23 protein-coding genes and 1 pseudogene are annotated in these 21,632 nt (G+C 54.7%); 9 read left to right on the forward strand and 15 right to left on the reverse strand.

Annotation, left to right across the window (positions count from 1 at the left end; translation table 11 throughout):
* Positions 1-58 precede the first annotated feature (58 nt).
* From SIB79_RS10560 to SIB79_RS10570, 3 genes are read right to left on the reverse strand one after another with little or no spacing between them, the layout of a single operon-like run.
* Positions 59-1,249, reverse strand: coding sequence for a citrate synthase (locus tag SIB79_RS10560; RefSeq protein ID WP_063404733.1), 1,191 nt, complete (start codon positions 1,247-1,249; stop codon positions 59-61).
* Positions 1,250-1,274: 25 nt separating this feature from the next.
* A complete protein-coding gene (gene sixA / locus SIB79_RS10565) occupies positions 1,275-1,775 on the reverse strand; it encodes a phosphohistidine phosphatase SixA (protein ID WP_328585528.1) in 501 nt (166 codons plus the stop codon).
* Complete coding sequence (locus tag SIB79_RS10570; RefSeq protein WP_063404729.1) at positions 1,753-3,366, reverse strand: DUF3352 domain-containing protein; 1,614 nt, start codon at positions 3,364-3,366, stop codon at positions 1,753-1,755. Before SIB79_RS10570 ends, sixA begins: the two co-directional genes overlap by 23 nt.
* A gap of 281 nt (positions 3,367-3,647) precedes the next feature.
* Here SIB79_RS10570 and SIB79_RS10575 point away from each other — a divergent pair, with 281 nt between their 5' ends.
* On the forward strand, positions 3,648-4,706 hold the full coding sequence (locus SIB79_RS10575; protein WP_063404725.1) for an HrcA family transcriptional regulator: 1,059 nt from the start codon (positions 3,648-3,650) through the stop codon (positions 4,704-4,706).
* A 319-nt stretch (positions 4,707-5,025) separates the two neighbouring features.
* Here SIB79_RS10575 and trpB read toward each other — a convergent pair whose 3' ends face one another.
* Both trpB and SIB79_RS10585 read right to left on the reverse strand, forming a co-directional pair.
* Positions 5,026-6,276 (reverse strand): tryptophan synthase subunit beta, encoded by a 1,251-nt coding sequence (gene trpB, locus SIB79_RS10580; RefSeq protein ID WP_063405374.1) that lies wholly within the window; start codon positions 6,274-6,276, stop codon positions 5,026-5,028.
* Between the two features lie 103 nt (positions 6,277-6,379).
* Positions 6,380-6,721: pseudogene (locus SIB79_RS10585) on the reverse strand (HAD hydrolase family protein); the annotation flags it as partial.
* Positions 6,722-6,949: 228 nt separating this feature from the next.
* Between SIB79_RS10585 and SIB79_RS10590 the strand changes: the two are divergent.
* Positions 6,950-7,291, forward strand: a complete 342-nt coding sequence (locus SIB79_RS10590) for a translation initiation factor (protein WP_063405372.1) — start codon at positions 6,950-6,952, stop codon at positions 7,289-7,291.
* Between the two features lie 60 nt (positions 7,292-7,351).
* Positions 7,352-8,002 (forward strand): adenylyl-sulfate kinase, encoded by a 651-nt coding sequence (cysC, locus tag SIB79_RS10595; RefSeq protein ID WP_196757648.1) that lies wholly within the window; start codon positions 7,352-7,354, stop codon positions 8,000-8,002.
* Here the strand turns inward: cysC and SIB79_RS10600 are convergent.
* The 3 genes from SIB79_RS10600 to purE form a co-directional block, all read right to left on the reverse strand.
* Positions 7,947-9,017, reverse strand: coding sequence for an AI-2E family transporter (locus SIB79_RS10600; RefSeq protein ID WP_063404719.1), 1,071 nt, complete (start codon positions 9,015-9,017; stop codon positions 7,947-7,949). The two genes, cysC and SIB79_RS10600, sit on opposite strands and share 56 nt — an antisense overlap.
* Before the next feature lie 30 nt (positions 9,018-9,047).
* On the reverse strand, positions 9,048-9,665 hold the full coding sequence (locus SIB79_RS10605) for a hypothetical protein (protein ID WP_063404717.1): 618 nt from the start codon (positions 9,663-9,665) through the stop codon (positions 9,048-9,050).
* Positions 9,666-9,741: 76 nt separating this feature from the next.
* Complete coding sequence (gene purE / locus SIB79_RS10610; RefSeq protein ID WP_080502871.1) at positions 9,742-10,323, reverse strand: 5-(carboxyamino)imidazole ribonucleotide mutase; 582 nt, start codon at positions 10,321-10,323, stop codon at positions 9,742-9,744.
* 32 nt (positions 10,324-10,355) lie between these two features.
* Between purE and SIB79_RS10615 the strand changes: the two genes are divergently transcribed.
* Together SIB79_RS10615 and bchM are read left to right on the forward strand one after the other, a co-directional pair.
* Positions 10,356-11,513, forward strand: a complete 1,158-nt coding sequence (locus tag SIB79_RS10615; protein ID WP_063405370.1) for an N-acetylglucosamine-6-phosphate deacetylase — start codon at positions 10,356-10,358, stop codon at positions 11,511-11,513.
* 26 nt (positions 11,514-11,539) lie between these two features.
* A complete protein-coding gene (gene bchM / locus SIB79_RS10620) occupies positions 11,540-12,253 on the forward strand; it encodes a magnesium protoporphyrin IX methyltransferase (RefSeq protein WP_063404716.1) in 714 nt (237 codons plus the stop codon).
* 55 nt (positions 12,254-12,308) lie between these two features.
* On the opposite strand, the gene SIB79_RS10625 is transcribed toward bchM, so the two are convergent.
* The 4 genes from SIB79_RS10625 to SIB79_RS10640 all read right to left on the reverse strand — a co-directional run bounded on the left by SIB79_RS10625 (position 12,309) and on the right by SIB79_RS10640 (position 15,281).
* Positions 12,309-12,701, reverse strand: coding sequence for a hypothetical protein (locus SIB79_RS10625; protein ID WP_236072707.1), 393 nt, complete (start codon positions 12,699-12,701; stop codon positions 12,309-12,311).
* A 245-nt stretch (positions 12,702-12,946) separates the two neighbouring features.
* Positions 12,947-13,945, reverse strand: coding sequence for a pseudouridine synthase (locus SIB79_RS10630; RefSeq protein WP_236072706.1), 999 nt, complete (start codon positions 13,943-13,945; stop codon positions 12,947-12,949).
* A 21-nt stretch (positions 13,946-13,966) separates the two neighbouring features.
* A complete protein-coding gene (locus SIB79_RS10635; RefSeq protein ID WP_011131408.1) occupies positions 13,967-14,692 on the reverse strand; it encodes a response regulator transcription factor in 726 nt (241 codons plus the stop codon).
* Positions 14,693-14,762: 70 nt separating this feature from the next.
* Positions 14,763-15,281 (reverse strand): hypothetical protein, encoded by a 519-nt coding sequence (locus tag SIB79_RS10640; RefSeq protein ID WP_236072705.1) that lies wholly within the window; start codon positions 15,279-15,281, stop codon positions 14,763-14,765.
* Here SIB79_RS10640 and SIB79_RS10645 point away from each other — a divergent pair.
* A complete protein-coding gene (locus SIB79_RS10645) occupies positions 15,280-16,488 on the forward strand; it encodes a cysteine desulfurase family protein (RefSeq protein ID WP_236072704.1) in 1,209 nt (402 codons plus the stop codon). The two genes, SIB79_RS10640 and SIB79_RS10645, sit on opposite strands and share 2 nt — an antisense overlap.
* A 94-nt stretch (positions 16,489-16,582) precedes the next feature.
* Complete coding sequence (locus SIB79_RS10650) at positions 16,583-17,353, forward strand: hypothetical protein (protein ID WP_063404708.1); 771 nt, start codon at positions 16,583-16,585, stop codon at positions 17,351-17,353.
* On the opposite strand, the gene SIB79_RS10655 is transcribed toward SIB79_RS10650, so the two are convergent.
* Entirely contained in the window at positions 17,340-17,876 is a 537-nt protein-coding gene (locus tag SIB79_RS10655; protein ID WP_063404706.1) for a DUF456 domain-containing protein, read from the reverse strand. The genes SIB79_RS10650 and SIB79_RS10655 overlap by 14 nt on opposite strands.
* Positions 17,866-18,798: a 16S rRNA (cytosine(1402)-N(4))-methyltransferase RsmH gene (rsmH, locus tag SIB79_RS10660; protein ID WP_063404704.1), complete on the reverse strand. Its 933-nt coding sequence runs from the start codon at positions 18,796-18,798 to the stop codon at positions 17,866-17,868. The genes SIB79_RS10655 and rsmH overlap by 11 nt, the downstream gene beginning before the upstream one ends.
* Positions 18,799-18,844: 46 nt before the next feature.
* On the opposite strand from rsmH, the gene SIB79_RS10665 reads away from it, so the two are divergent.
* Both SIB79_RS10665 and SIB79_RS10670 read left to right on the forward strand, forming a co-directional pair.
* A complete protein-coding gene (locus tag SIB79_RS10665) occupies positions 18,845-20,029 on the forward strand; it encodes an NAD(P)H-quinone oxidoreductase subunit H (RefSeq protein ID WP_063404702.1) in 1,185 nt (394 codons plus the stop codon).
* Positions 20,030-20,172: 143 nt separating this feature from the next.
* Positions 20,173-20,442, forward strand: coding sequence for a DUF2752 domain-containing protein (locus SIB79_RS10670; RefSeq protein WP_236072732.1), 270 nt, complete (start codon positions 20,173-20,175; stop codon positions 20,440-20,442).
* Positions 20,443-20,747: 305 nt separating this feature from the next.
* On the opposite strand, the gene SIB79_RS10675 is transcribed toward SIB79_RS10670, so the two are convergent.
* On the reverse strand, positions 20,748-21,002 hold the full coding sequence (locus SIB79_RS10675; RefSeq protein ID WP_063404698.1) for a hypothetical protein: 255 nt from the start codon (positions 21,000-21,002) through the stop codon (positions 20,748-20,750).
* Positions 21,003-21,632 lie beyond the last annotated feature (630 nt).

Genomic DNA, 21,632 nt, shown 5'->3' on the forward strand with positions numbered 1-21,632 from the left:
AGCCTGAGGTTGCAGTGGCAAAGGTGGTCACCATGGTGATGGCTGAGCTGGCTGCAACTTAGGCGCCCGTAGAAGAGACACGCTCATCACTAGGGATCCAAGTTCTGTTCTGGGCACCGGTGTAAATCTGCGAAGGCCTGAAAATCCGATTCGCGCCAAGTTGCTCTCGCCAATGAGCTAGCCAACCAGCCACCCTTGAGATAGCAAACACAGGAGTAAAAAGATCACGTGGAATTCCAAGCTTGCGATACACAAGACCGGAATAGAAGTCCACATTCGGATAGATCCCTTTAGGCCCTAAACGGGTTGCAGCCGCCTGCTCCAACGCCTTGGCCACGTCGTACATCTCATCGGTACCGAATCGGGCAAACAACTCCTCTGCAAGACCCTGAAGGATCACAGCGCGAGGATCCTTGACCCGATATTCCCGATGACCAAAGCCCATCACCTTGCGCTTAGAAGCAATCGCTTCATCCAAGTAATCACCAGCATGCTCTGGGCTGCCGATCTCTTCGAGCATTGCCAAAACATCCTCATTGGCACCACCATGTAGAGGTCCTGCAAGGGTGCCCACTGCGGAGGCCACCACTGCATAAGGATCTGTGAGCGTACTGGCGGTCACGCGAGCACTAAAAGTACTGGCATTCAGACTATGTTCCGCATGCAGGATCAAGCAGCGATCAAGAACCCTGGCCGCCAAAGGGTCCGGTTCACGCTCGGTGAGCATGTAGAGGAAATTGGCTGAGTAGGCCAGGTTGTCACGAGGCTGAATGGGATCTTGCCCTTTGCGAATCAACTTGAAGGCCGCCACCATCGTGGGAATCTTGGCGATCAGCCTCACCACGGCGTTATAGACGTACTTCGGGTCATCGATGGCTCGACGGGAATAGAACAGCCCCAGGGATGCCGCACTCGACTGAAGTGCATCCATCGGATGCCCCGAAGCTGGGAAGCACTTCATCATGTCGCGTACCCGGAAACTCACGCGACGGTGCATCTGCACCTCAGCTTCAAAATCACGAAGTTGCTGTGGGCTGGGCAGATCGCCCCAGATCAACAGATAGGTGGTTTCCAAAAAGCTGCTATGCGCTGAGAGCTCCGCAATTGGATAACCCCGATAAGCAAGCCGCCCCTGCAGTCCATCGATATCACAGATGGCGGATTGGGTTACTGGCACTCCCTCCAGCCCCGGACGAAAGCTGATGCCACTGCGATCGTGGCGAATCTCCCCAACCTGCTCCTGCCCCACCGCATCTCAACAACTGCTTGGCAACCTAAGCGGAACAGGGCAACAACACCGACGGCCTCAACAACACCTGCAGCGTTGCCCTGCCAGCAGGGCTTCGTTTTTGCTGCGGCCATCTGAGATGTGCAAAACCAGCCTTCTTCAACACCAGGCAGCCCATAGGCATGCCAAGCAACCTTGCTGCTAGGTGGGTCAAATCAGGTTCATGACCCACCAAAAGACAGCGCCCAACCAATCCTTCAAGCAAAGGCCAAGGATCCCTGCCAGGCAGCAAACCACTCTCGAATTCCACCCGCCCCGCCAGACCTGCCTGCTGCGCAAGTTCGGCCGTCTGAGCCGCACGCAGATAAGGACTACTCAGCAGACGGTCAGCAGCAAAGCCAAGGCTTTGCAAGCGACGAGCGACCTCCATCGTGCGCAGAATTCCTTGCTCTGTAAGTGGGCGTCGCGAATCATCAACGCCATAGCAACGCTGCTCAGCGATGCCATGGCGCAATAAGAAAAGATCAACCGAGGTTGAGGCGGGCACGCATGCGAAGAGAAGAGCTTTGCTCATCTTGATCAGGCCCCACAGCCATGGCCAACCCCTGCACACTGGGCTGCAATGAACCATCAGCAAGCGTTTGCATCAACGTCCAGGGACGCCAATGCTGAAGCTGCACGCGACCAGGACTTGCACCAAGAACCAGCTGTTGAGTAAGCGGACGATCATCTCGATTGAGATTGTTCAGCTGACGAAGACGAGGCTGCAACGCCTTGCCCTGCTTGCGCTGCTGTAGAGCCGCAAGGGTCTGCCCCCACCAGGCCTGGTCTGGCTCTTCGGCCAAAGCAACGCCCAACTGAGCCTCAAGCAAGTTCTTAGTGGAGCTTTGTTGACGTGCCAAGCGCGTCCACACCTGCAGAGATTCGTCATCAGACGGCAAATCCGAACGAATAAAACCCTGCTCAGTCAGCGCATCATCCACTACCGAGACAGCTGGATGGTCCTGCTTGGTGGCAACCAGCCAGCCTTCGGGCTGCTGAAGCCATAACAACGGTCCATCGTCCAAACCAGCAATAGTGGCAGCCGAAGACAGTTCATTTGCCTTCAACTGCTGACGCATTAAGGGACCTAACCACTGCACCAGAGGATCTTGATCTGAGAGATCCAGTAATCGAGAAGGTGAACTCAGCAAAGCGAGTGCCTCCGCCTGACCACCAGCTGAGGCAGTGAGTTGAGCAAGTCCATCAGCTGCTCCAGCCTCACTTGCAACAGCTTCCAGGGGTTGATGGAAACGCAACAGCCCTTCCATCGCCAAATCGGACCCTTCAGGCTTCAAGGCAGCCACCAAACCCAACAGATCCTCACGCTGGCTGAGCGGCTTAGGCAGCCCTAACCAAGAGTGAAGAGCGGACGGCGAGGCAACCATCAGCGCCACACCATCACCAAGCTGGCGCACGATCTCGACAAGCTCCTGATCGCCAAGTTGATGCTGATCAGACAACTGGGAAACATCAAGAGCCTGTTCCAATACCCCCCGGCCGGAGGCAAGCAACAACAGGTCATCGTCGATCAATGCTGTTGCCAAAGGCTGTGGATTGCGTCCGCTCAAAGCCCCTTTGCCACTAATCACTCCCATCCCCCGATAGCGGCTGATCTGCAGATCTGTGCCAGCCAAGCTGCGGGCTTGCCAAAAGCGCTGCAAAAACCGCCTCGCACCATCCTGATCTCGACTCTCTAGAACCAAAAGCCAACCCATGGATCCTTCTGACCCATTGGGTTCCAACAGAGCCATACTCACTTGCGGACCAAGCCAGTCGACCAACTCCGACTCAAAATCCAAACCAGCGAGTGCGAAGGCACCATCACGAATCTGCTGAGCACCATCGCGAGCCTTGCGACGGTTGCGTGCCGGCGCTACAGCCTGGGCATAGGCCGGCACACGCACTGGATCCATCAACCAATGAACGGCAAGAGCAGCATCTCGAGGCACAAACCTTGCAGCACGTGGCAACTCCAGTGGCTGATCAACCAAACGAAGAGGGTTTTGGCGGGCCATAGCCCATCCAAGCCCCGCCACCAATGAGAACAGGACAAACACCGTGGCTAGCACGGCAATCAAAAACGGGCGGGCCTTCATGGGCCGGCAATGGGACTCTTTAGATCATCTTTATCCATTAATAATCTGATCGTCTTGCGCCCAGTATGAAGCGCTCACAAAGGCAACATCAATGAGTCGATTGACAGGTCTCTTTGTGCAAGCCAACTGAATCGCGAACAGCCACACAATTTCCGCCACAAAATCTTGTCGAGCTACACGACGAGAAACACAACAGCTGCAATCTGGGAAGAAGCATCGAGACTTGGTGATGCTGGGTTGCAAGCAAACTGCGCCAACACTGAGGCCCGCTTAGTGAGTTCGTGACAGAGCACAAAAGCAGGGCGACCCCCCCGTACCATCAAGATCCCGACGTCACCGCTTTGGAGTCGCTACCGGCACGACAAGAGCAGGTGCTTCAAGCAACGGTGCACCACTACGTGGACACGATTGAGCCCGTCGGCAGCAAAACCCTGGTGCAACGCTTTGGCCTCAAAGCCAGCGCCGCAACGGTTCGTTCGGCAATGGGGGCCCTTGAACAGCGTGGCCTGCTCACCCAACCTCACACCTCGGCGGGAAGAGTGCCGAGCCCGCAGGGCTATCGCCACTATGTGGACTGCTTGCTGCCGCCTCCAGGATCGGCGGCGCAACACCTGGAACGGGAACTGACAAACCTCAGTCTGCGCTGGGCAGCTCTCGATGACTTGATGTGGCAATTGGCCCGTCGCCTCACCGATTTCACTGGCCTGATGAGCTTGATCACAAGGCCCGCACGGCCAAAGCCAACGCTTCAAGCCGTACGCCTGGTGCGCAGTGGCGACCGGCTGCTGGTGATGCTGGTTGAAAGCTCCAACCAAGCCAGTCATCTCAATCTGCGGCTGCCCCATGAAGCCAGCAACGAACTCGAAGCCATCGAGGAGTGGACCCGCGATCAACTGGCCACAACGGGCAACGGCAGCCTCGACTGGTCGAGCCTGCCACCGCAGCTCAATCTGAGCGGATCTTTACTGCGAGAGGCGATTCACAGCCACAGCCAAGCTCAAACACCGGCTGAATCAGATGCAGTGTTCCATGGGATGTCAAGGCTGCTTGCGCAGCCAGAATTCAGCAGTAGCGCCAGCCTCCAACCTTTACTGGAACTGATGGATACGCAGCCAGCTGCAGTGGTGCCAGTTGGCAGTGAGCAACTTGGAGGCGTGTGGATCGGAGCTGAACACCCCAAGAGCGCCCTAGAAGCCTGTTCCGTGGTGCAAGCGACCTATCACAGCTCCGGGGAAGGCATCGGACAGGTTGCTCTCGTTGGCCCGATGCGCATGGCTTATGCCACAGCCAAGGCAGCCGTGAGCAGCGTGGCGAATCACCTTGAAAGGCTGCTCTGCTAAGCGAGGCAGCTAGCGATGAGTTGCAAACTTTTTTGCTACGACTACCGATGTTCGGCGACTTGGTTGTCGGCGGAGTAAACGATTCAACAAAAGCTGAACAATGGAGCCCATGCACTGATTGATCCTTGCGTTATTCGTTCTCGTGATCAGTTACTCGGCAACCCCTTGTTGATGATTTAGAGCTGATGCCATCAGCTCATCATATTTTTTTGAAGTTGCAGAGCTGGACTTAAGGCAGTGGTTTGGTTGGCAGCGAAACATCTGCAGCAGCTCATCACCATGCAGCAGCGAGTGCCTTAAGACTGCCAACGGCCATCATTCAAAGCTGATGACCAAGTTTCTCTGCCACGGTGTTGACATCTTTATCGCCACGGCCAGAGCAATTGATCACCACTTCTGTTCCAGCGGCGAGAGTGGGGCAAAGCGTCTCTAACCAAGCAAAGGCATGGGCCGTCTCTAAGGCAGGAATAATTCCCTCTAGTTCACTCACCAAGCGCAAGGCATCCAAAGCCTGCTGATCGCTAACCGCGGCATACTCCGCCCGACCAATCTCACACAAGTAGCTGTGCTCTGGTCCAACGCCGGGGTAGTCGAGGCCGGCACTAATCGAATGGGCTTCTTGCACCTGACCTTCATCATCCTGAAGCAACAAACTCATCGCTCCATGCAAGACGCCTACTCGACCCTCGGTGATTGTTGCTGCATGACGACCAGTTTCAACACCATCACCAGCAGCTTCAACTCCAATCATGCGCACAGAGCGGTCCTGCACGAAGGGATGAAACAAACCCATGGCATTGGACCCTCCGCCAACGCACGCCAAAAGAACATCAGGCAAGCGACCGAAAGCCTCAGCACACTGCTGCCTGGCCTCCTGACCGATCACGGCATGAAAGTCGCGAACAAGCATCGGATAGGGATGGGGACCAGCCACCGAACCAAGGATGTAATGGGTGGTTTCCACATTGGTGACCCAATCACGAATCGCCTCACTCGTCGCGTCCTTCAGCGTGGCCGTGCCCGCAGTGACAGGCTGCACTGTGGCTCCCAGCAGACGCATGCGGAACACATTCAACGCCTGACGGCGCATGTCCTCAGCGCCCATGTAGACGACACACTCAAGACCAAAGCGGGCACACACCGTGGCCGTGGCCACACCGTGTTGACCCGCACCTGTTTCGGCAATGATCCGCTTTTTACCCATGCGTAAGGCCAACAGAGCCTGACCCAAAGCGTTATTGATTTTGTGGGCGCCTGTGTGATTGAGATCCTCACGCTTGAGCCAGATCCTGGGGCCTCCGTCTGCACGGCGGTAATGCGCTGTGAGTCGCTCAGCCTCATAAAGCGGCGTCGCCCGACCCACATAGCTACGCAGCAACCGATCCAACTCAGCAGTGAAGGCAGGATCTTTCCATGCCAGCGCAGCTGCTTGCTCCAGTTCAGCCAAGGCAGGCATCAAGGTTTCGGGCACGTACTGGCCCCCATATCTGCCGAAACGCCCCTGGGCAGAAGGTCGCGCACTCACAGCGAGGTCCGCATCTTTGGGCTGAGAGGGCAGAGTGCTGGTCACCGGTACGCCAGGCAAGAACAACCCCAGCCTAGGAATCGAAAGAATCACCCCAAGCAGCAAAGATTGCTTTCGTTTGAAGCCGCAAAGTTAGAGGGAGTTTTTACTAGCCAAATGAACGGCGCCAAACGCACGAGGCATTGAGAATTGCCATCAAGACAACGCCTACATCAGCAAAGACAGCCGACCAAAGAGTCGCCGCACCAAAGGCAGCCAAGGCGATGAACAGACGCTTCACGCTCAGCGCCATAGCGATGTTTTGCCAAACAATCCGCCTGGTGCGCTTGCCGATATCAATCGCCTTGGCGACCTGAGACGGGTCATCGGTCTTGATCACCACATCAATGGTTTCAATAGCGGCATCAGAGCCGAGTGCTCCCATCGCCATGCCTACATCAGCGCGAGCAATCAGCGGTGCATCGTTCATGCCATCGCCCACAGACGCCACGGTGCCCCCAGCTTGATGGCATCTGCAATCAGGATGCGGCCGCTGAAATGGGAATCAGCTCTCTACTCAAGCTCAATTCATTCGCGTTCGCGCTGCAATCGTTGTTGCAGCAACCATCCAGCAGAGCATCACCAGCAGCCATCGGATTGCGGAGTTGCATCTGATCACCTCGAAGATGGCATGAAAAAACACCAACCCCCGTACATTCACAACATTGGCGATCAGACAATGCCCCGAGGTGGCTGGCAGGAATTCACAGGCCCAGGTGGTTTTTCAGGGCAATCCAGCGCGCTGGAACGCCCCGATATCAGCCAAGCCAATCCCAAGGAGCAGCAAGCTGTGCGGGTGCAACGCACACGCGGAGGCAAGCGTGGCAAAACAGTGACCCAGATCACTGGGCTGGCACTCACCGCGACAGAAGCCAAGGCTTTGCTCAAGCGCCTTAAGGCCCGCGCTGGCACCGGCGGAACAGTCAAAGACGATCTACTCGAGCTACAGGGCGACCAGGTGACCCTGGTGATGGACTTCCTGCAAAGCGAGGGCTTCCGTCCCAAACAAGCTGGTGGCTGAAAGGAGCTGACAGATCAGCTAGGCGGAATGGAGAATGGCAGCCCAATCAACATCAAGACCATGAGCTCTGCCCCGCAAGGAGACACAAACCCCAAGGGCACGAACATTGTCTGGCATGAAGCCTCCGTAGACCGTCAATCGCGAGCACAACAACGCGGCCACCGCAGTGCAATCCTCTGGTTCACTGGCCTATCCGGTTCTGGCAAGAGCACCCTTGCCAATGCAGTGAATGCGGCACTTTTTGAGCAAGGTCTTGCCACCTATGTCTTAGATGGCGACAACATTCGCCATAGCCTTTGCAAAGACCTCGGCTTCTCCGACTCAGATCGAGAGGAGAACATTCGCCGCATCGGCGAGGTCGCCAAGCTCTTCCTCGATGCCGGTGTCATCGTGCTCACCGCTTTCGTCTCCCCCTTTCGAGCCGACCGTGACAAAGCCCGCAAGCTTGTAGATGTTGATGATTTCATCGAAATCCACTGTGCAGCGGACCTAAGCATTTGCGAAGAGCGCGACACCAAAGGGCTTTATGCCAAAGCCAGGGCAGGCGAAATCAAAGATTTCACCGGTATTTCCAGCCCCTATGAAGACCCTGCGTCACCCGAACTAAAGATCAATACCGGTGAGCAAAGTCTGGACAGTTGCGTTGAGATCGTGCTCAAGACTCTGCTGGATCGAAAGGTGATTCCCGCCAAGCATCAACCAGTGTCTTAATACAACTCGCCACAGGTACAGCCAGCAATAACCCCAAGAGCTGCCCAAAACCAAATAATGCTCCTGTTCTGGCACCAATCGGCAAGGCAATCAGCAACCAAGCAGGCTGCAAGCCAACGATACTTCCCATCAGGCGCGGTTGGATCACTTGATCCACAATCTGACCAACAGCGATCGCAGCGGCAAGAATCTCTAGACCCATGCGAGGGTCCTGTAATGCGAGCAGTGCACTAACACCAACAATCGTGAGCGCACTGGCGTAAGGAATCAACGTCGTAAAACCAATTAAGACCGCAAATAACACTCCAAAGGGAATATCTAGCAGCGTAAAAACAGCAATTTGGCCGCCGCTGAGAATCAGTGCAAGCAAGACCTGCCCGGCAAAATAACCACGGAATGTGCCCGTGATCGTATCGACCACAAGCTCCCTCCATTGATCTGGCAGCCAACGAGCCAGCCCAGCAGTAATTGGATCGCCCCCCAGCAAAAGAAACACTGCCAAGACAAGCACCAACAACGTGTTGATGGTGATGCCAAGAGTGGCTCCAAGAATGCCGAGTAATTGCTGACTCAACTGAGTCGCCACGCCGCTCAGTCGTGTCAGTAGATCACTGCTGAAGTCTCCGAATTCACTTGGCAATCCCCGCCCCGAAGCCCATTCCTGCAGCCGACTCACCCAACCTTCTGCAGCCACAAGCCAACCGGGTAATTCATTGATCAGCTGGCCAAGCTGATCAATCAGACGAGGCACCAAAGCAACGCCCGCCAACACCAACAAGCCAACCGCCAAAACTGCCACCACACCGATGGCCAGCCAACGGGGCAACCCCAGACGCTGATTAATCCAGCGACTCGGAATATCTAGCAAAAATGCAATGAGCGCTGCAGTGACAAACAGCCCAGGGAAAGGAGCCAAAGGCACTAGTAACTGACGCAGCACCCAAAGATTGAGGGCAAACAGAGGCAAAACCAGACTGAGCCGCAACCAGATCGGGAATACCAATGGCCCAAGCATCAGAGAACTCTCATTGAGATCCTCAGCAGATCAGTCGCTAGCCTGAAGCTTGGCTCCTCGCCAAGAAGCCTGCCACCAAAAGGCAAGCCAGCAGGCAATCCCAACAAACTTAAAGCCCTCTTCAAACAACTGCACTGTGGCGTAGCCAATGGGTAAAGACTCCTGGAAGCGATCACTCAACACCGAGAGGCCCAACAGCAAGGCCGCCGCCAGGAAAGCCACACCATCAGCCTGGAGCACAAGCTGACGAAAGCGCAACAAAATGATCACGGCAAGAACGGCATAGAGGATGTAGTAAGAGCCCTCGTGCCCTAACACGTGGCGATCATGCAGCAAGAAGAGATCGTCGAGGCAAAGCGTGGTGGAGAAGATTCCTCCTACGAGCAGCAGCTGACACCAACCACGCTGAACAACCAACCCCGAAAAACAAGCAAAAAAACTAATCGCCGCAGCCGCAGCCCAAAGCAGAATGCCCAAATTGGAAAGCATTCCCACGCCAATTGGGTACTTGCAGGTCTGCATCAGGTCACGCACAACCAAGCCTGGCTCAATGCCAGCGGCAACCGCAAGGGCGAGAACAACGACATAAACGATTAGAGCCGGAACAACGGCAAAAGCCAGAAGACGGGCCACTGGATGACTGAGCATCAAACCTCAATACGCAATGATCAAGCCGGGACCATACCCATGGCTTCATCAGAGTTGATCAGTTCCAACAGGACCGTCACATCTGCCCCAAATAAGCCTCACTGCCAAGCTCCAACAAGCGAGCATCCTTGGCTACCACAGCATCGTGAAGATCCTGGCGGTAGGCCCTCAACCGCTCTGCAAGCTGTGGATCACAGATCGCCAGGATCTGAGCCGCCAGCAAGCCAGCATTAAGCCCTCCACCAATCGCCACTGTTGCCACAGGGATTCCCCCAGGCATCTGCACAATCGAATGCAGGGAATCCACCCCGGAAAGAGCTCTACTCTGCACAGGTACTCCAATCACTGGCAGCGTGGTGAGTGACGCCACCATGCCCGGCAAATGAGCAGCACCGCCGGCACCTGCCACGATCACCTTCAAACCTCTCTGATGGGCCTCCTTTGCAAAGGCCACCATCTCAAGGGGCGTACGGTGCGCGGAAAGCACACGCACCTCCACCTTCACACCGAACTCCTCTAAGACGGTGACGGCCGGTTGCAGGGTTGGCAAATCAGAATCACTACCCATCACCACAGCCACCTGCGGCGGCGATTCAGCAGCTGCCAAAGGCACAGGCAGAGAAGCAGAGGTCACGATGAATAATGACGACAATGCCATGGTCCCGCACTAGCACCGCCTGGCCACCTCCCATGCATCGGATCACCCACATCCGCCTGCCCGAACCTCTCAACAAAGCCGTGGACACCAAGCTGTGGTGGATGGCCGTAGATGAACACGAGCGGGTGCTCAGTGTTCAACCCATGGCAGATGGCTCTGCCATGGACGGGGAGAGCTGGCAGGGCGACTGGCTCAGCCCCATGGGCATCGATCTACAAATCAATGGAGGGCTTGGATTGGCCTTCCCCGAGCTCACCGCCAAAGACATTCCCCAGCTCCTGAAGCTGCTCGACAGACTCTGGCAAGACGGTGTACAGGCAATCTGCCCCACGCTTGTGAGCTGCGGGGTAGCAGCCCTGCGTCAATCTTTAACGGTGCTGCATGCAGCCCGAGCACAACACTGCCCGCAACGCTGTGAACTACTGGGTGCCCACCTTGAAGGCCCTTTTCTGGCAACAGCACGCCACGGCGCCCATCCCCTGGAGCATCTCTGTGCTCCGAGCCTAAGCGCACTGGATGAACGCATTCGCGGCTTTGAGCAAGACATCACTTTGATGACCCTGGCTCCAGAACTGCCCGGATCATCTGAAGTGATTGAACGACTCAGGACCCTAGACATCGTGATATGCCTAGGGCACTCGAACGCAGATGGGGAAGCATCTGCCGATGCCTTCTCCCAGGGAGTGGGAATGCTGACCCACTCCTTCAATGCTATGCCCGGTCTTCACCATCGTGCAGCTGGCCCGGTGGGGGAAGCCTGCATGCATGGAGAGATCGCTATGGGACTAATCGCCGATGGAGTTCATGTTGAACCCACCATGGCGGTGCTATTGCAAAGACTGGCACCACAACAGCTGGTACTTGTGAGCGATAGTCTCGCTCCCTACGGCCTCAAAGATGGCAAATATCGCTGGGATGAAAGAGTTCTGCTGGTCGAAAAAGGAACCTGTCGTTTGGAAGATGGCACTTTGGCAGGAGTCACACTGCCCCTCCTGGAAGGGAGTCGACGTTTAGCCACTTGGAGTGGTGAACCTGCCGCGGCCATCTGGGCTGCCACCATGGCCCCTCGTCAGGTAATGGGCAATGGCCGCACACTGGATGAGCTACTTGTGAATCAGCCCTTAACAGACTTACTGCGCTGGCAGTGGAAACCGGATACTGAAGAGCTGATCTGGAAGCATGCTGCTTAAGATCCCGATCGTCTGAACCCAACTCAATGGCCATGGAACAGCGCCAAGAGCTCAAACAGGCCGAAAAAACTGAAGTAGCCAACTACTTCAACGGAACAGGGTTTGATCGCTGGAATCGCATCTACAGCGAAAGTGATGACGTCAATAAAGTGCAGCGCAACATCCGCATCGGCCATCAAAAAACGGTGGATGATGTGCTCGCCTGGCTTCAGGAACGCGGTGATCTGAGTGGCATGAGTTTCTGCGACGCCGGCTGCGGGGTAGGAAGCCTCAGCCTTCCTCTGGCCGCAATGGGGGCTGGATCGATTGCCGCAAGTGACATTTCCGCCGCCATGGTGGCCGAAACCAAACGACGCGCTGCAGATGCAGAGCTGGATCTAAGCCGACTAACTTTCACGACCTCCGACCTCGAAAGCCTGCAGGGTTGCTTTCACACCGTGATTTGCCTGGATGTCTTCATCCACTACCCCCAACAAGCAGCTGAAGAGATGGTCCGTCACCTATGCGGACTCACACAAGAAAGTTTGGTAGTGAGCTTTGCCCCTTACACCCCTCTACTAGCGCTACTCAAACGCATTGGCCAGCTGTTCCCAGGGCCTAGTAAAACAACTCGCGCGTATACCCTTCGCGAAGACGGCATCATCAAAGCCGCAATGGGCTGCGGATTCGAACCCATCCGCAGCAAACTCAATCAGGCTCCATTCTACTTTTCACGACTAATTGAGTTCAAGAAAATTTAAAATCACAGCCAAATCTTCTTGCAAAAACAATAGGGGAAGACCATATCCATCAAACTCAATCAAGCTTGAATTGGCTAAACAAGTTAATATCAACTGCCACTACATCTCCAGGCTTAAAAAATGCAGTGCCCACCAGCCCAGCATAAGAGTCACCCTCGCCAATAACTGAAAGCCTATGGCTCTCAGGAAAGATGTTGGCAAGAACAAGATCAATAGAACCGGGTTGATTAATAGCTTTCCACTTGCTAGCGCTTAAACCAAGAGAACCCAGGCCTCGCAACTGAAGATTGCCTTTCTTCAACCTAAAAGTTCCCTGAAAATGGGTCACAAAAGCCTGCTGCCGATCATGCCCCAAAGCCTGCCTCATCACAATCTGCTCAACGCCATAAAAGGTTGATTGCGACTGAGCACAAGCAGCATCCTCAGAAACATTAAAAACATAGGTCATATGATCTCCACTGAAATTTGTCCGTCCTGGTTTGCATCAGAGAAAAACGTGGATTTTATTTTGCAGACTAATAATTGCAGGTCCAATCTTTCAGGCTGCAACACTTCATGCTGACGCACAGAATTAAAAGAGCAACCGGCAATTCCCATCAAAGAGCATGCAATCAGCAACCCACGCTTCAACATCAAAAAGTCACGAGCTCTTGGGGATTCAACGAGCACCCTAACTGGTGAAATAGGCGCCGCTCATCTTTCCGTCTTCATCTGGAGGCGCCGCGGCGAGCAGGCTGTGAAGCCATGCAGACGGTTGCGGTAAGGCACATCCAGAAGCCTGTGAGCATGAAGACAATAACCACCATCACCTGGTGTTGCTGCTGATGAAATCTGCCCATCAAAACCGTAGAGAGGGTCGCCAATCAAAGGCGAACCAATCGCTGCCAGATGGATTCGGATTTGATGCGGACGCCCAGTTTGAATTACGACCTCCAGCAAATCTGCATCCTGACGTCGCTCCAGCAATCGCACAGTTGACAAGGCTGTAAGAACACGAGATTCAGACTGCTTTGAATCATGTTGCCGAGATGAATCAGCAGCAACCCAAACCTTGCCCACCATGGGGTGAGCCGTCTGCACAATCGGGACCCTGATCGTGGCAACCTCATCGCAATGGACATTCAGATTGCGGTGCGCCAAAGCGCGATAAATCTTCTTGCAGCCTTGATCACCGGCAGTGGCACGACGAAACATCGCTGAGAGTTTCGCTCGAGTCTCCCTTTGCCTAGCGCAGATCAACAGTCCCGATGTAAACCGTCCCAGGCGATGCACCGGCCTTGGCAGCCGAGACTCCCCATCCAGCTGACAACGACGTTGCAGCAGCCCCGTCAGCGTGTGATCAAGGAACCCCCCACCTGGGATCACCGGCAACCCTGAAGGCTTATTGACGACCAGCAGATCGCCATCATCAAAAATCACCTCCCAGCTCGCCGGAACCGCAGCTTCCAGCCATGGAGGCCGCTGCCAACACACCTGATCACCTGAGGCGAGCAGCTGATCCAATACCACCAGCTTGCCATTCAGCCGAATCTGCCCCGCCTGCAAACGCTGTTGCCATACATCGCGACTCGAGTGGGTGTAATGCACCGCAAGCAACTCCACCAACCCTCGACCAGCATCCACAGCAGCAATGCGTTGGCTGTAGGTCCAGCCATGGTTGAAGCTGGCTGAGAGCCAATCCGCATCAGACACGCCATTGCAGCCTGCCAATGGTCATGTCACCAACTGGTTTTCCAAGGCATAACGAACCAACTCAGTGCGACTTGACGTGCCCGTTTTGATGAACAGACGACTCACGTACTTCTCAACATTGCGAATTGATGTCTCCAACTTCCGAGCGATCTCCTTATTCATCAACCCCTCAGCCACCAATTGCAGAACACTCGCCTCCCGCGGCGTGAAATTGTGAAGCGCTACATCCTTGGATGAACTGCCATCACCATGGGCAAGCATGGTGCGAATCTCTGTGATCTGCCGGGCCATCTGACCCACATCAGTATCCGCGAAACGAGCTGCTTCCCGAAGAAGGCGATCTTGCCGACGAACCACGTTGCGGACACGAGCCACCAACTCCTCAGGGTCAAAGGGTTTAGGGATGTAGTCATCCACCCCAGCCAGATAACCCTCGGTGCGATCGGCCGTCATCCCCTTAGCAGTGAGAAAAATCACAGGAGTGCCACCCAAGCGCTCGTCCTCCCGCATCCGCTTAAGCAGTCCATAGCCATCACAACGCGGCATCATCACATCGCTGATGACCAAATCAGGCAGCATCTCTTGAGCCTTCTGCCAGCCATCGTCTCCATCGACAGCAGTGGTGACCTCAAATCCTTCATCCTCCAGATAAGCCTGCACCGCAGTGCGCAGTCCGGGTTCATCATCAACCAGTAGTAACCGCGGAGACGGGGCAGCCTCCACATTCTGGGGAAGGGTCTCACTCATGGGCCAACAGGATTGCAAGCTGCAAAAATCTAGAAGCGATAGCGCCAACAGTCCTGAAGCGATAGGGACCTCAACGGACTGGTCCGACCAAGACTTCTTGGGATTCAACTAACACGGTTGAATAACCGAGTGATAGAGCCTTATCTTTCAGATTGGTTGGATCTGTGCCGCCCAGCTCTGGGACACAAGCCGCCCACCACACAAGATGGTCCTCCCGATTCGCTGGGTTCACAATCCCCCCTGGATTAAGACGACGCACATACACCGCTCTGCTATCTCGGGTGATCCGGAGAGGTTCTTCGGTGCTGCAGCTCACTGACTCCGTGTAAACGTTGAGGTCATATGACCACTCCTGCCAAAGTTTGAAGCGGCGCAGATCCTGATCAAACTTGTCCGTCTTGAGCGCATACATCCCCAAGAGATAGTCGCCACCAACATCAGGGCGCTTAATTAACACCACCAAATTGGCAGGCCTACTCTTCTTCATCTGCTCAATAACCTCCTGAGGCTCAATAGCCTGTGAAGGGCGCAGGCATAACAAAAACAAGGCCGTGAGGCTCAGACCAACGATCCTGAAAGAACGACGCATGCGCGACAGAGCAACGGAACTTTCCACCATGCTGCCAAGCCTTTCCAGTGGATCCCTAAAACAATCCCCCCTTTGCTTGGATTATCAGGCAACCACACCCTGTGCTGCCGAGGTTGTCAAGGCCATGGCCGCCTACTGGAGCGAGGACTGGGGAAATGCCTCAAGCCGCCAACATCGCTCTGGATTGAAGGTCGCAGCCGCAGTGAGCCTCGCTCGAGAGCAACTGGCCTGCCATCTGCGCGTCACACCTCAACGAGTGATCTTTACGAGCGGTGCCACAGAAGCTAATAACCTGGCGCTAGTGGGCCATGCCAGGGCAAGAGCAGAACAACGCGGAGCACCAGGCCACCTGATCACGCTGGTTACTGAACACCATGCCGTACTCGATCCGCTGCGCCAACTGCAAAAGGAAGGCTTCCGACTAACCGAACTACAACCACGGGCTGATGGTCTACTGCGACCGGAGCAACTGGCTGAGGCATTTGAAAACGACACGCTGCTCGTGAGCGTGATGGTCGCCAACAATGAAACGGGTGTCATCCAACCCCTAGCAGAGCTGTCAGAGCTTTGCCGTAAGCGTGATGTGGTTCTGCATAGCGATGCCGCACAAGCCTTGGGTCACGTCCATCTCGATGCAGATGCTCTCGGGCTCGATCTGGTCAGCATCAGCGGCCACAAGCTTTACGGCCCTAAAGGGATCGGCGCACTCGTCGTACGTCCTGAAGTGCCAATCAAACCCTTGCAGTGGGGTGGGGGCCAAGAGCAGGGCCTAAGGCCTGGGACACTACCCGTGCCATTAATTGTGGGCCTCGCTAAAGCCGTAGAACTCGCCATGGAGGACATCACGAGCCGCCAAGACAAGCTCTGCACACTGCGTAATCAACTCTGGGATGGTTTACGAGAACGCCTCCCCGATCTCATCCTCAATGGATCTCTAGAGCACAGGCTGCCTCACAATCTCAACATCACAATTCCAGGAGTGCGTGGCAGCAGCCTGCATCAACAATTGCGACCGCTCATTGCTTGCAGCAGCGGCTCTGCCTGCAGCCAAGGAGCCCCATCCCATGTGCTGATGGCCTTAGGACGCACATCAGCTGAGGCGGAAGCCTCGCTTCGACTGAGCTTGGGTCGCAACACCTCAAGCGAAGAGATCACCCAGGCCGTGGAGTCGATTAGCAATGTCGTGACCGACCTGAAAGCTAGATAGCAACAAATGCCTCACAATCGATGTCGCAGTTTCAAAAAATCCTGAGCAAAACTGTTACTGCGGCTAGTTTTCAACAACATCTGTGTATTAGACGGTGGCAACTACTCCAACCGGCTCCAACCTTCAGGTGCTCAAAGCCGTCGAGGACGGCTGGAACGCCTTCTGTAAAGCTCCCTGGAGTTTTTTGCTTTTCCAAATCCTGGTGGGGGTGGTCACGCTCCCCTTCATCGGCATTGCTGCTCTTGGCGGTACTCGCATCGCCGCTGTCAAAGAAGTTGCATGGTTACATCCAGTCCTGGGTTATCTACTGCTGGTCGTTGGCCTGCTCGGTTACATCATCGTGGTGCTATGGGGAATTGTGGGACTAATCCGAGGCGCTTGGACAGCACTCGATGGTCAAAAGCCTGACTTCGCCGTCTTTACACGTTGGGATCAAAGCTCCAGCTGGCGGCTACTGGGCTCATTGATTCTTTATATCGTCGTGATCGCTGTTGCCTCGGTGATTGCCTACCTGATAGGCCTGGGGCTAGGCCAGATCAATCAAGCCCTAATCGTGATTCCAAGCATTGCCCTAGCAATCTTTGCAATCTGGTTCCTGGTCACCCAACAGTTCCTCGTTCAAAACAGCCTGCTTGGCAGCAAGAACTCAGCCAATGCATTGAGTTCTGGTATCGATGTGATCAACCCTTCCTGGTGGATCGTGCTCTGGCTGCTGATTGTGGAGGCTGTGATCCATGCCATCGCCGCCACCTTCCACTATGGAGGTCTGTTCGTGATGGTTCCTGCCATGGTTTGCATCTCAACTGCGGCCTACCGTCAGTTGTTCGGCAGCACAGACAACACTGGCCTGCTTAAGCCCAACTGAGCAGCAAAAAACCAGCGATGCCGAGTAGCGCCAAAACGAATTGGGCTACTCGGCTCACCAATAAGCCAGCAACCACTGCAAGCCCGACCAGCGCACCACGACGAGCAGCAAACAACCATCCAAGTGCTAAAGGAGGTTGACTAGCCGTCAACGTTTCCACCAAAGCAGCACCCAGCCAAGGTCCAAAGAGAGCCCCTAGCAATGGGCCTCCAAAAGGCAAAGCCGGCAATAGACCCACCAAGCCAAGCAGCAGCCCCAATCCAGCACCCAAAACTGCCCAGCGGCTTGCTCGTAAACGAGCAGAAGCAAGAGCTACCGCTAACAGATCAGCAATAAGGCCAAGTAAAAAAACCATGCAGGCCAAACCAAGGCTGAGCCAACCTGCACTCCAGCCCACATGCCAAACCCATAAACCAGCACCGAGTGGCAACCACAACAAACTCGGTAACACCGGCAAAAATGCTCCAGGGAGAGCTAGCAGTTGCACTCCAAAAGCCCACCACCAGATTGGATCAGAGGGCATCGGCAGTGGTCGCTTGAGGCAAGCGGCGAGCGAATCGACACTTTGCACTACGGCTGCGTGGATTGGCAGCGATCTCCATCTCGCTGGCCACCAAAGGCTTACGGGTTAGCCGCTCCAGGCGCTGATCACGCAAGAAAGCAGTCTTGACGCGACGGTCTTCAAGAGAATGAAAGCTGATCACTGCGAGCAAACCACCTGGGACTAACCAGTCAGGGGCCTTTTGCAAGAAGCGATCTAAGGCATCCAATTCATTATTCACAGCAATGCGCAGGGCCTGAAAAGTGCGAGTGGCTGGATGGATACGACCATGACGGGCCTTCGGCGGATAGCAACCAGCCACCGCATAAGCCAAAGCGGCGGTGCCGGCATAGGGTCCTTGCTCTGCCAGATCGTGCTTAATGCGCCGGGCGATGCGACGGGACAAGCGCTCCTCGCCATAGGCATAGATGAGATCTGCCAGCTCTGTTTCTTCGAGACGCCCAATCAGCTCAGCCGCCGTTTCGCCCACCTGGGGGTTCATGCGCATGTCGAGCGGACCATCGAGGCGAAAGCTAAAACCTCTTTGCGCCACATCCAGTTGGGGACTGCTCACTCCCAAGTCAGCCATCACCACCACTGCCGGCTCGGCAGGGCTGAAATCGACAAAATTAGTCGCCACGATCGTGACGCGATCTCCAAATAGCGCCAGTCGCTCAGCCGCCGCCGCACGAGCCGTGGGGTCTTGGTCCAAACCGATCAGGCGGAGATCTGGATGACGTTCCAGCAACAGAGCACTATGGCCGCCGCCGCCCAGGGTGGCATCAATGATCAACCCGCCATCGAGCAGCTCTGCAGGCAAAGCAGCGACAGGCTGCGACACGGCATCTTCCATTACGGACAGATGCTTGAAACCTGAATCCGAGTTAATGGACGAATCGGGCATGGGTTCCTTCCTAAGATCCCGCTAACGCTCTGCAACTCAAGGCCCCATGTCGCAGCTGGAAACGCGTACGGAGCCAATGGTCGTCAACTTCGGCCCCCATCATCCCTCGATGCATGGAGTGCTGAGGCTGGTGGTCACCCTCGACGGTGAAGACGTGGTGGACTGCGAACCGGTGATCGGTTATCTCCATCGGGGCATGGAAAAAATTGCCGAAAACCGCACGAGTGTGATGTTCGTGCCCTACGTGAGCCGCATGGACTATGCAGCCGGAATGTTCTACGAGGCAATCGTCGTGAACGCTCCGGAGCGCTTGGCCAACATCTCTGTGCCGAAGCGGGCCAGCTACATCCGCGTATTGATGCTCGAGCTCAATCGCATTGCCAACCACCTGCTCTGGCTGGGCCCCTTCCTCGCTGATGTGGGTGCCCAAACACCCTTTTTCTATATCTTCCGAGAAAGAGAAATGATCTACGACCTGTGGGAAGCAGCCACAGGGCAACGTTTGATCAACAACAACTATTTCCGCATCGGTGGCGTCGCCTGTGATTTGCCCTGGGGTTGGCTGGAGAAATGCCAAGACTTCTGCGACTGGTTTGGTCCCAAGATCGATGAGTACGAAAAACTCATTACCAACAACCCAATCTTCCGTCGCCGCATCGAAGGTTTGGGCGCCATTGGGCGAGATGAGGCGATCAACTGGAGCCTTTCAGGGCCAATGCTGCGGGCATCAGGAGTGCCATGGGATCTACGCAAAGTGGATCACTACGAGTGCTATGACGACTTCGATTGGGATGTCGCCTGGGAAAAAGAAGGCGATTGCTATGCGCGCTATCGCGTTCGGATCGAAGAAATGCGCCAATCGCTGAAGATCCTGCGCCAGGCCTGCGAGATGATCCCAGGCGGACCAACAGAAAACCTCGAAGCTCAGCGGATGGCGGAGGGTAAGACAAGCACCTTTATGGGATTTGACTATCAATACGTCGCCAAGAAAGTTGCACCCACCTTCAAGATCCCTAATGGTGAGCTTTACACCAGGCTTGAGTCAGGCAAGGGAGAAATAGGCGTTTTCCTACAGGGCAACAATGACGTCACACCATGGCGTTTCAAAATCCGCGCTGCTGACCTCAATAACCTGCAAATCCTTCCCCATATCCTCAAGGGAGCAAAAGTCGCAGACATCATGGCGATCCTTGGCTCCATCGACGTGATCATGGGTTCTGTGGATCGCTAAGGCACAAGGCACTGAACCGTTTTCTGCGACGGATCCAACGGGCTGGTTATCTACTGCCGGCAACACTCACTGGCTCCCTGTGGATCAAGGGTCTGCATCCATCGCTGCCAGGCTGGCCCTGCCCACTCAGAGCTCTCACCGGCATTCCCTGCCCAACCTGCTTCCTTACTAGGGCCACGACTGAAGCACTGCAGGGCAATCTCAGCAGCTCAATGCAATGGCATGCTTTTGGGCCAGTGGTGGCAGCAATGTTGATCATCTGGTCGGTGCTGGCCATCCAGCAGCGCCGATTGAGGCCCTTTGCCATCCACGCTTGGCATTTGATCGTGGGAGCCGTTGCGTTGATCAGCTACTGGCTCGTGAGACTTGGCATAAACTTTGGCCTAGGAATGCAAGCATTCCCATTGCACTGAACAAGCCAATCAGATTAAGGGACAAGAACAGTTTAGCGCTAATGCGAAGCCTTTTACTTAGGTCAAAATAGATACTAACTAGCTCACTCTTGTCCAAATTAGCCAAGCGACTATCACCAATCCATTAAGCCCTAATGCCAGGCCAATTGTGATATACGAGAAGACATTACCTGCTGCATTTTTCTCCCCATTTAGATTGACTCTCATGATCAGATATGTGGGCTCACATGTAGTCAATCACATCAGCCGCCAGGGACTTATCCTGCTCAACATCAAGCAATGTGGCGCGAATGCCAACTCCTTCATCAATCGAGTATCGCCAACTTGCTTAAACGACAGGTCAACATGTTCTCCAACCACAAGCTGATCATTCTCATCGATTGAGAAGGGCTCATGGCATCATTACCTTTACACAGAATGCAATCATCAGCTCCTCGATAAGATTGAAGGGTGTCATTTCCCAAGTCACCATCTAGCGTATCGACAACGCTAGCTCCATTGACCTGATCATCTCCAATGCCACCAAGAAGAACATCATCACCATTGCCATCAAAAATCACTTCATCTGCAGAAGTTCTAACAAATAAATCATCATCAGAACCGGCATCCGTGGATCACTTAGGTGATTAGAAAGAACCCAAAGGATAATTTCGTATAGAGCTCGACATCATTCCCATCGCCGCCTTGAGAAGTCACACAAAGATCAAGCTTCCGCCAATCTCACTTTTGAAACGGGCTACAGAATCATATTCACAAGGCAGATCAGCATCCACTTTCTTGATCACAAAGGAAGCCCCAAAAGACAGCTTGAAACCATCGATTAGGGGGACATCAAATTATCCGTCTAGCTCTCAGTCACCTGTATTTGCCATCTAATCGCGCTCTACTTCTTCTCGATTGCCATCGCCGTGACATGTACCACTTCATTCTATTTCTTTAGTGCTGCTGTGGTGGTCAGTCACTACCATTCGGCAAAGTCGCTCAATATCCCCTCGCTTGCGTAACTGGGTCATTTCATAAACAGCATGGGCATTTCTTAGTTAATGGGTTCCAAGAATCGCGCTCAGCTTTGTGTTGGGCATAGCAGGTCGCCCCACTTTTCCCAGAAGCTAAATGAATCAAACAATCATAAACAGCCGCTCAACACTAACTACCAAAAAGCAAATACGGGCAAGGACTGGAGGCGATTT

The organism is Prochlorococcus sp. MIT 1342, assembly GCF_047304495.1.
In the GTDB taxonomy this organism is placed as follows: Bacteria; Cyanobacteriota; Cyanobacteriia; order PCC-6307; family Cyanobiaceae; genus Prochlorococcus; species Prochlorococcus marinus_D.

Coding starts and splice junctions, on each gene's coding strand:
- SIB79_RS10570 (WP_063404729.1), bottom strand. CDS start 3,366: ATGAAGGCCCGCCCGTTTTTGATTGCCGTGCTAGCCACGGTGTTTGTC.
- SIB79_RS10590 (WP_063405372.1), top strand. CDS start 6,950: ATGCCCCGAGGTGGCTGGCAGGAATTCACAGGCCCAGGTGGTTTTTCA.
- cysC (WP_196757648.1), top strand. CDS start 7,352: ATGAGCTCTGCCCCGCAAGGAGACACAAACCCCAAGGGCACGAACATT.
- SIB79_RS10600 (WP_063404719.1), bottom strand. CDS start 9,017: ATGCTTGGGCCATTGGTATTCCCGATCTGGTTGCGGCTCAGTCTGGTT.
- SIB79_RS10605 (WP_063404717.1), bottom strand. CDS start 9,665: ATGCTCAGTCATCCAGTGGCCCGTCTTCTGGCTTTTGCCGTTGTTCCG.
- purE (WP_080502871.1), bottom strand. CDS start 10,323: ATGGCATTGTCGTCATTATTCATCGTGACCTCTGCTTCTCTGCCTGTG.
- SIB79_RS10615 (WP_063405370.1), top strand. CDS start 10,356: ATGCATCGGATCACCCACATCCGCCTGCCCGAACCTCTCAACAAAGCC.
- bchM (WP_063404716.1), top strand. CDS start 11,540: ATGGCCATGGAACAGCGCCAAGAGCTCAAACAGGCCGAAAAAACTGAA.
- SIB79_RS10625 (WP_236072707.1), bottom strand. CDS start 12,701: ATGACCTATGTTTTTAATGTTTCTGAGGATGCTGCTTGTGCTCAGTCG.
- SIB79_RS10635 (WP_011131408.1), bottom strand. CDS start 14,692: ATGAGTGAGACCCTTCCCCAGAATGTGGAGGCTGCCCCGTCTCCGCGG.
- SIB79_RS10645 (WP_236072704.1), top strand. CDS start 15,280: ATGCGCGACAGAGCAACGGAACTTTCCACCATGCTGCCAAGCCTTTCC.
- SIB79_RS10640 (WP_236072705.1), bottom strand. CDS start 15,281: ATGCGTCGTTCTTTCAGGATCGTTGGTCTGAGCCTCACGGCCTTGTTT.
- SIB79_RS10655 (WP_063404706.1), bottom strand. CDS start 17,876: ATGCCCTCTGATCCAATCTGGTGGTGGGCTTTTGGAGTGCAACTGCTA.
- rsmH (WP_063404704.1), bottom strand. CDS start 18,798: ATGCCCGATTCGTCCATTAACTCGGATTCAGGTTTCAAGCATCTGTCC.
- SIB79_RS10665 (WP_063404702.1), top strand. CDS start 18,845: ATGTCGCAGCTGGAAACGCGTACGGAGCCAATGGTCGTCAACTTCGGC.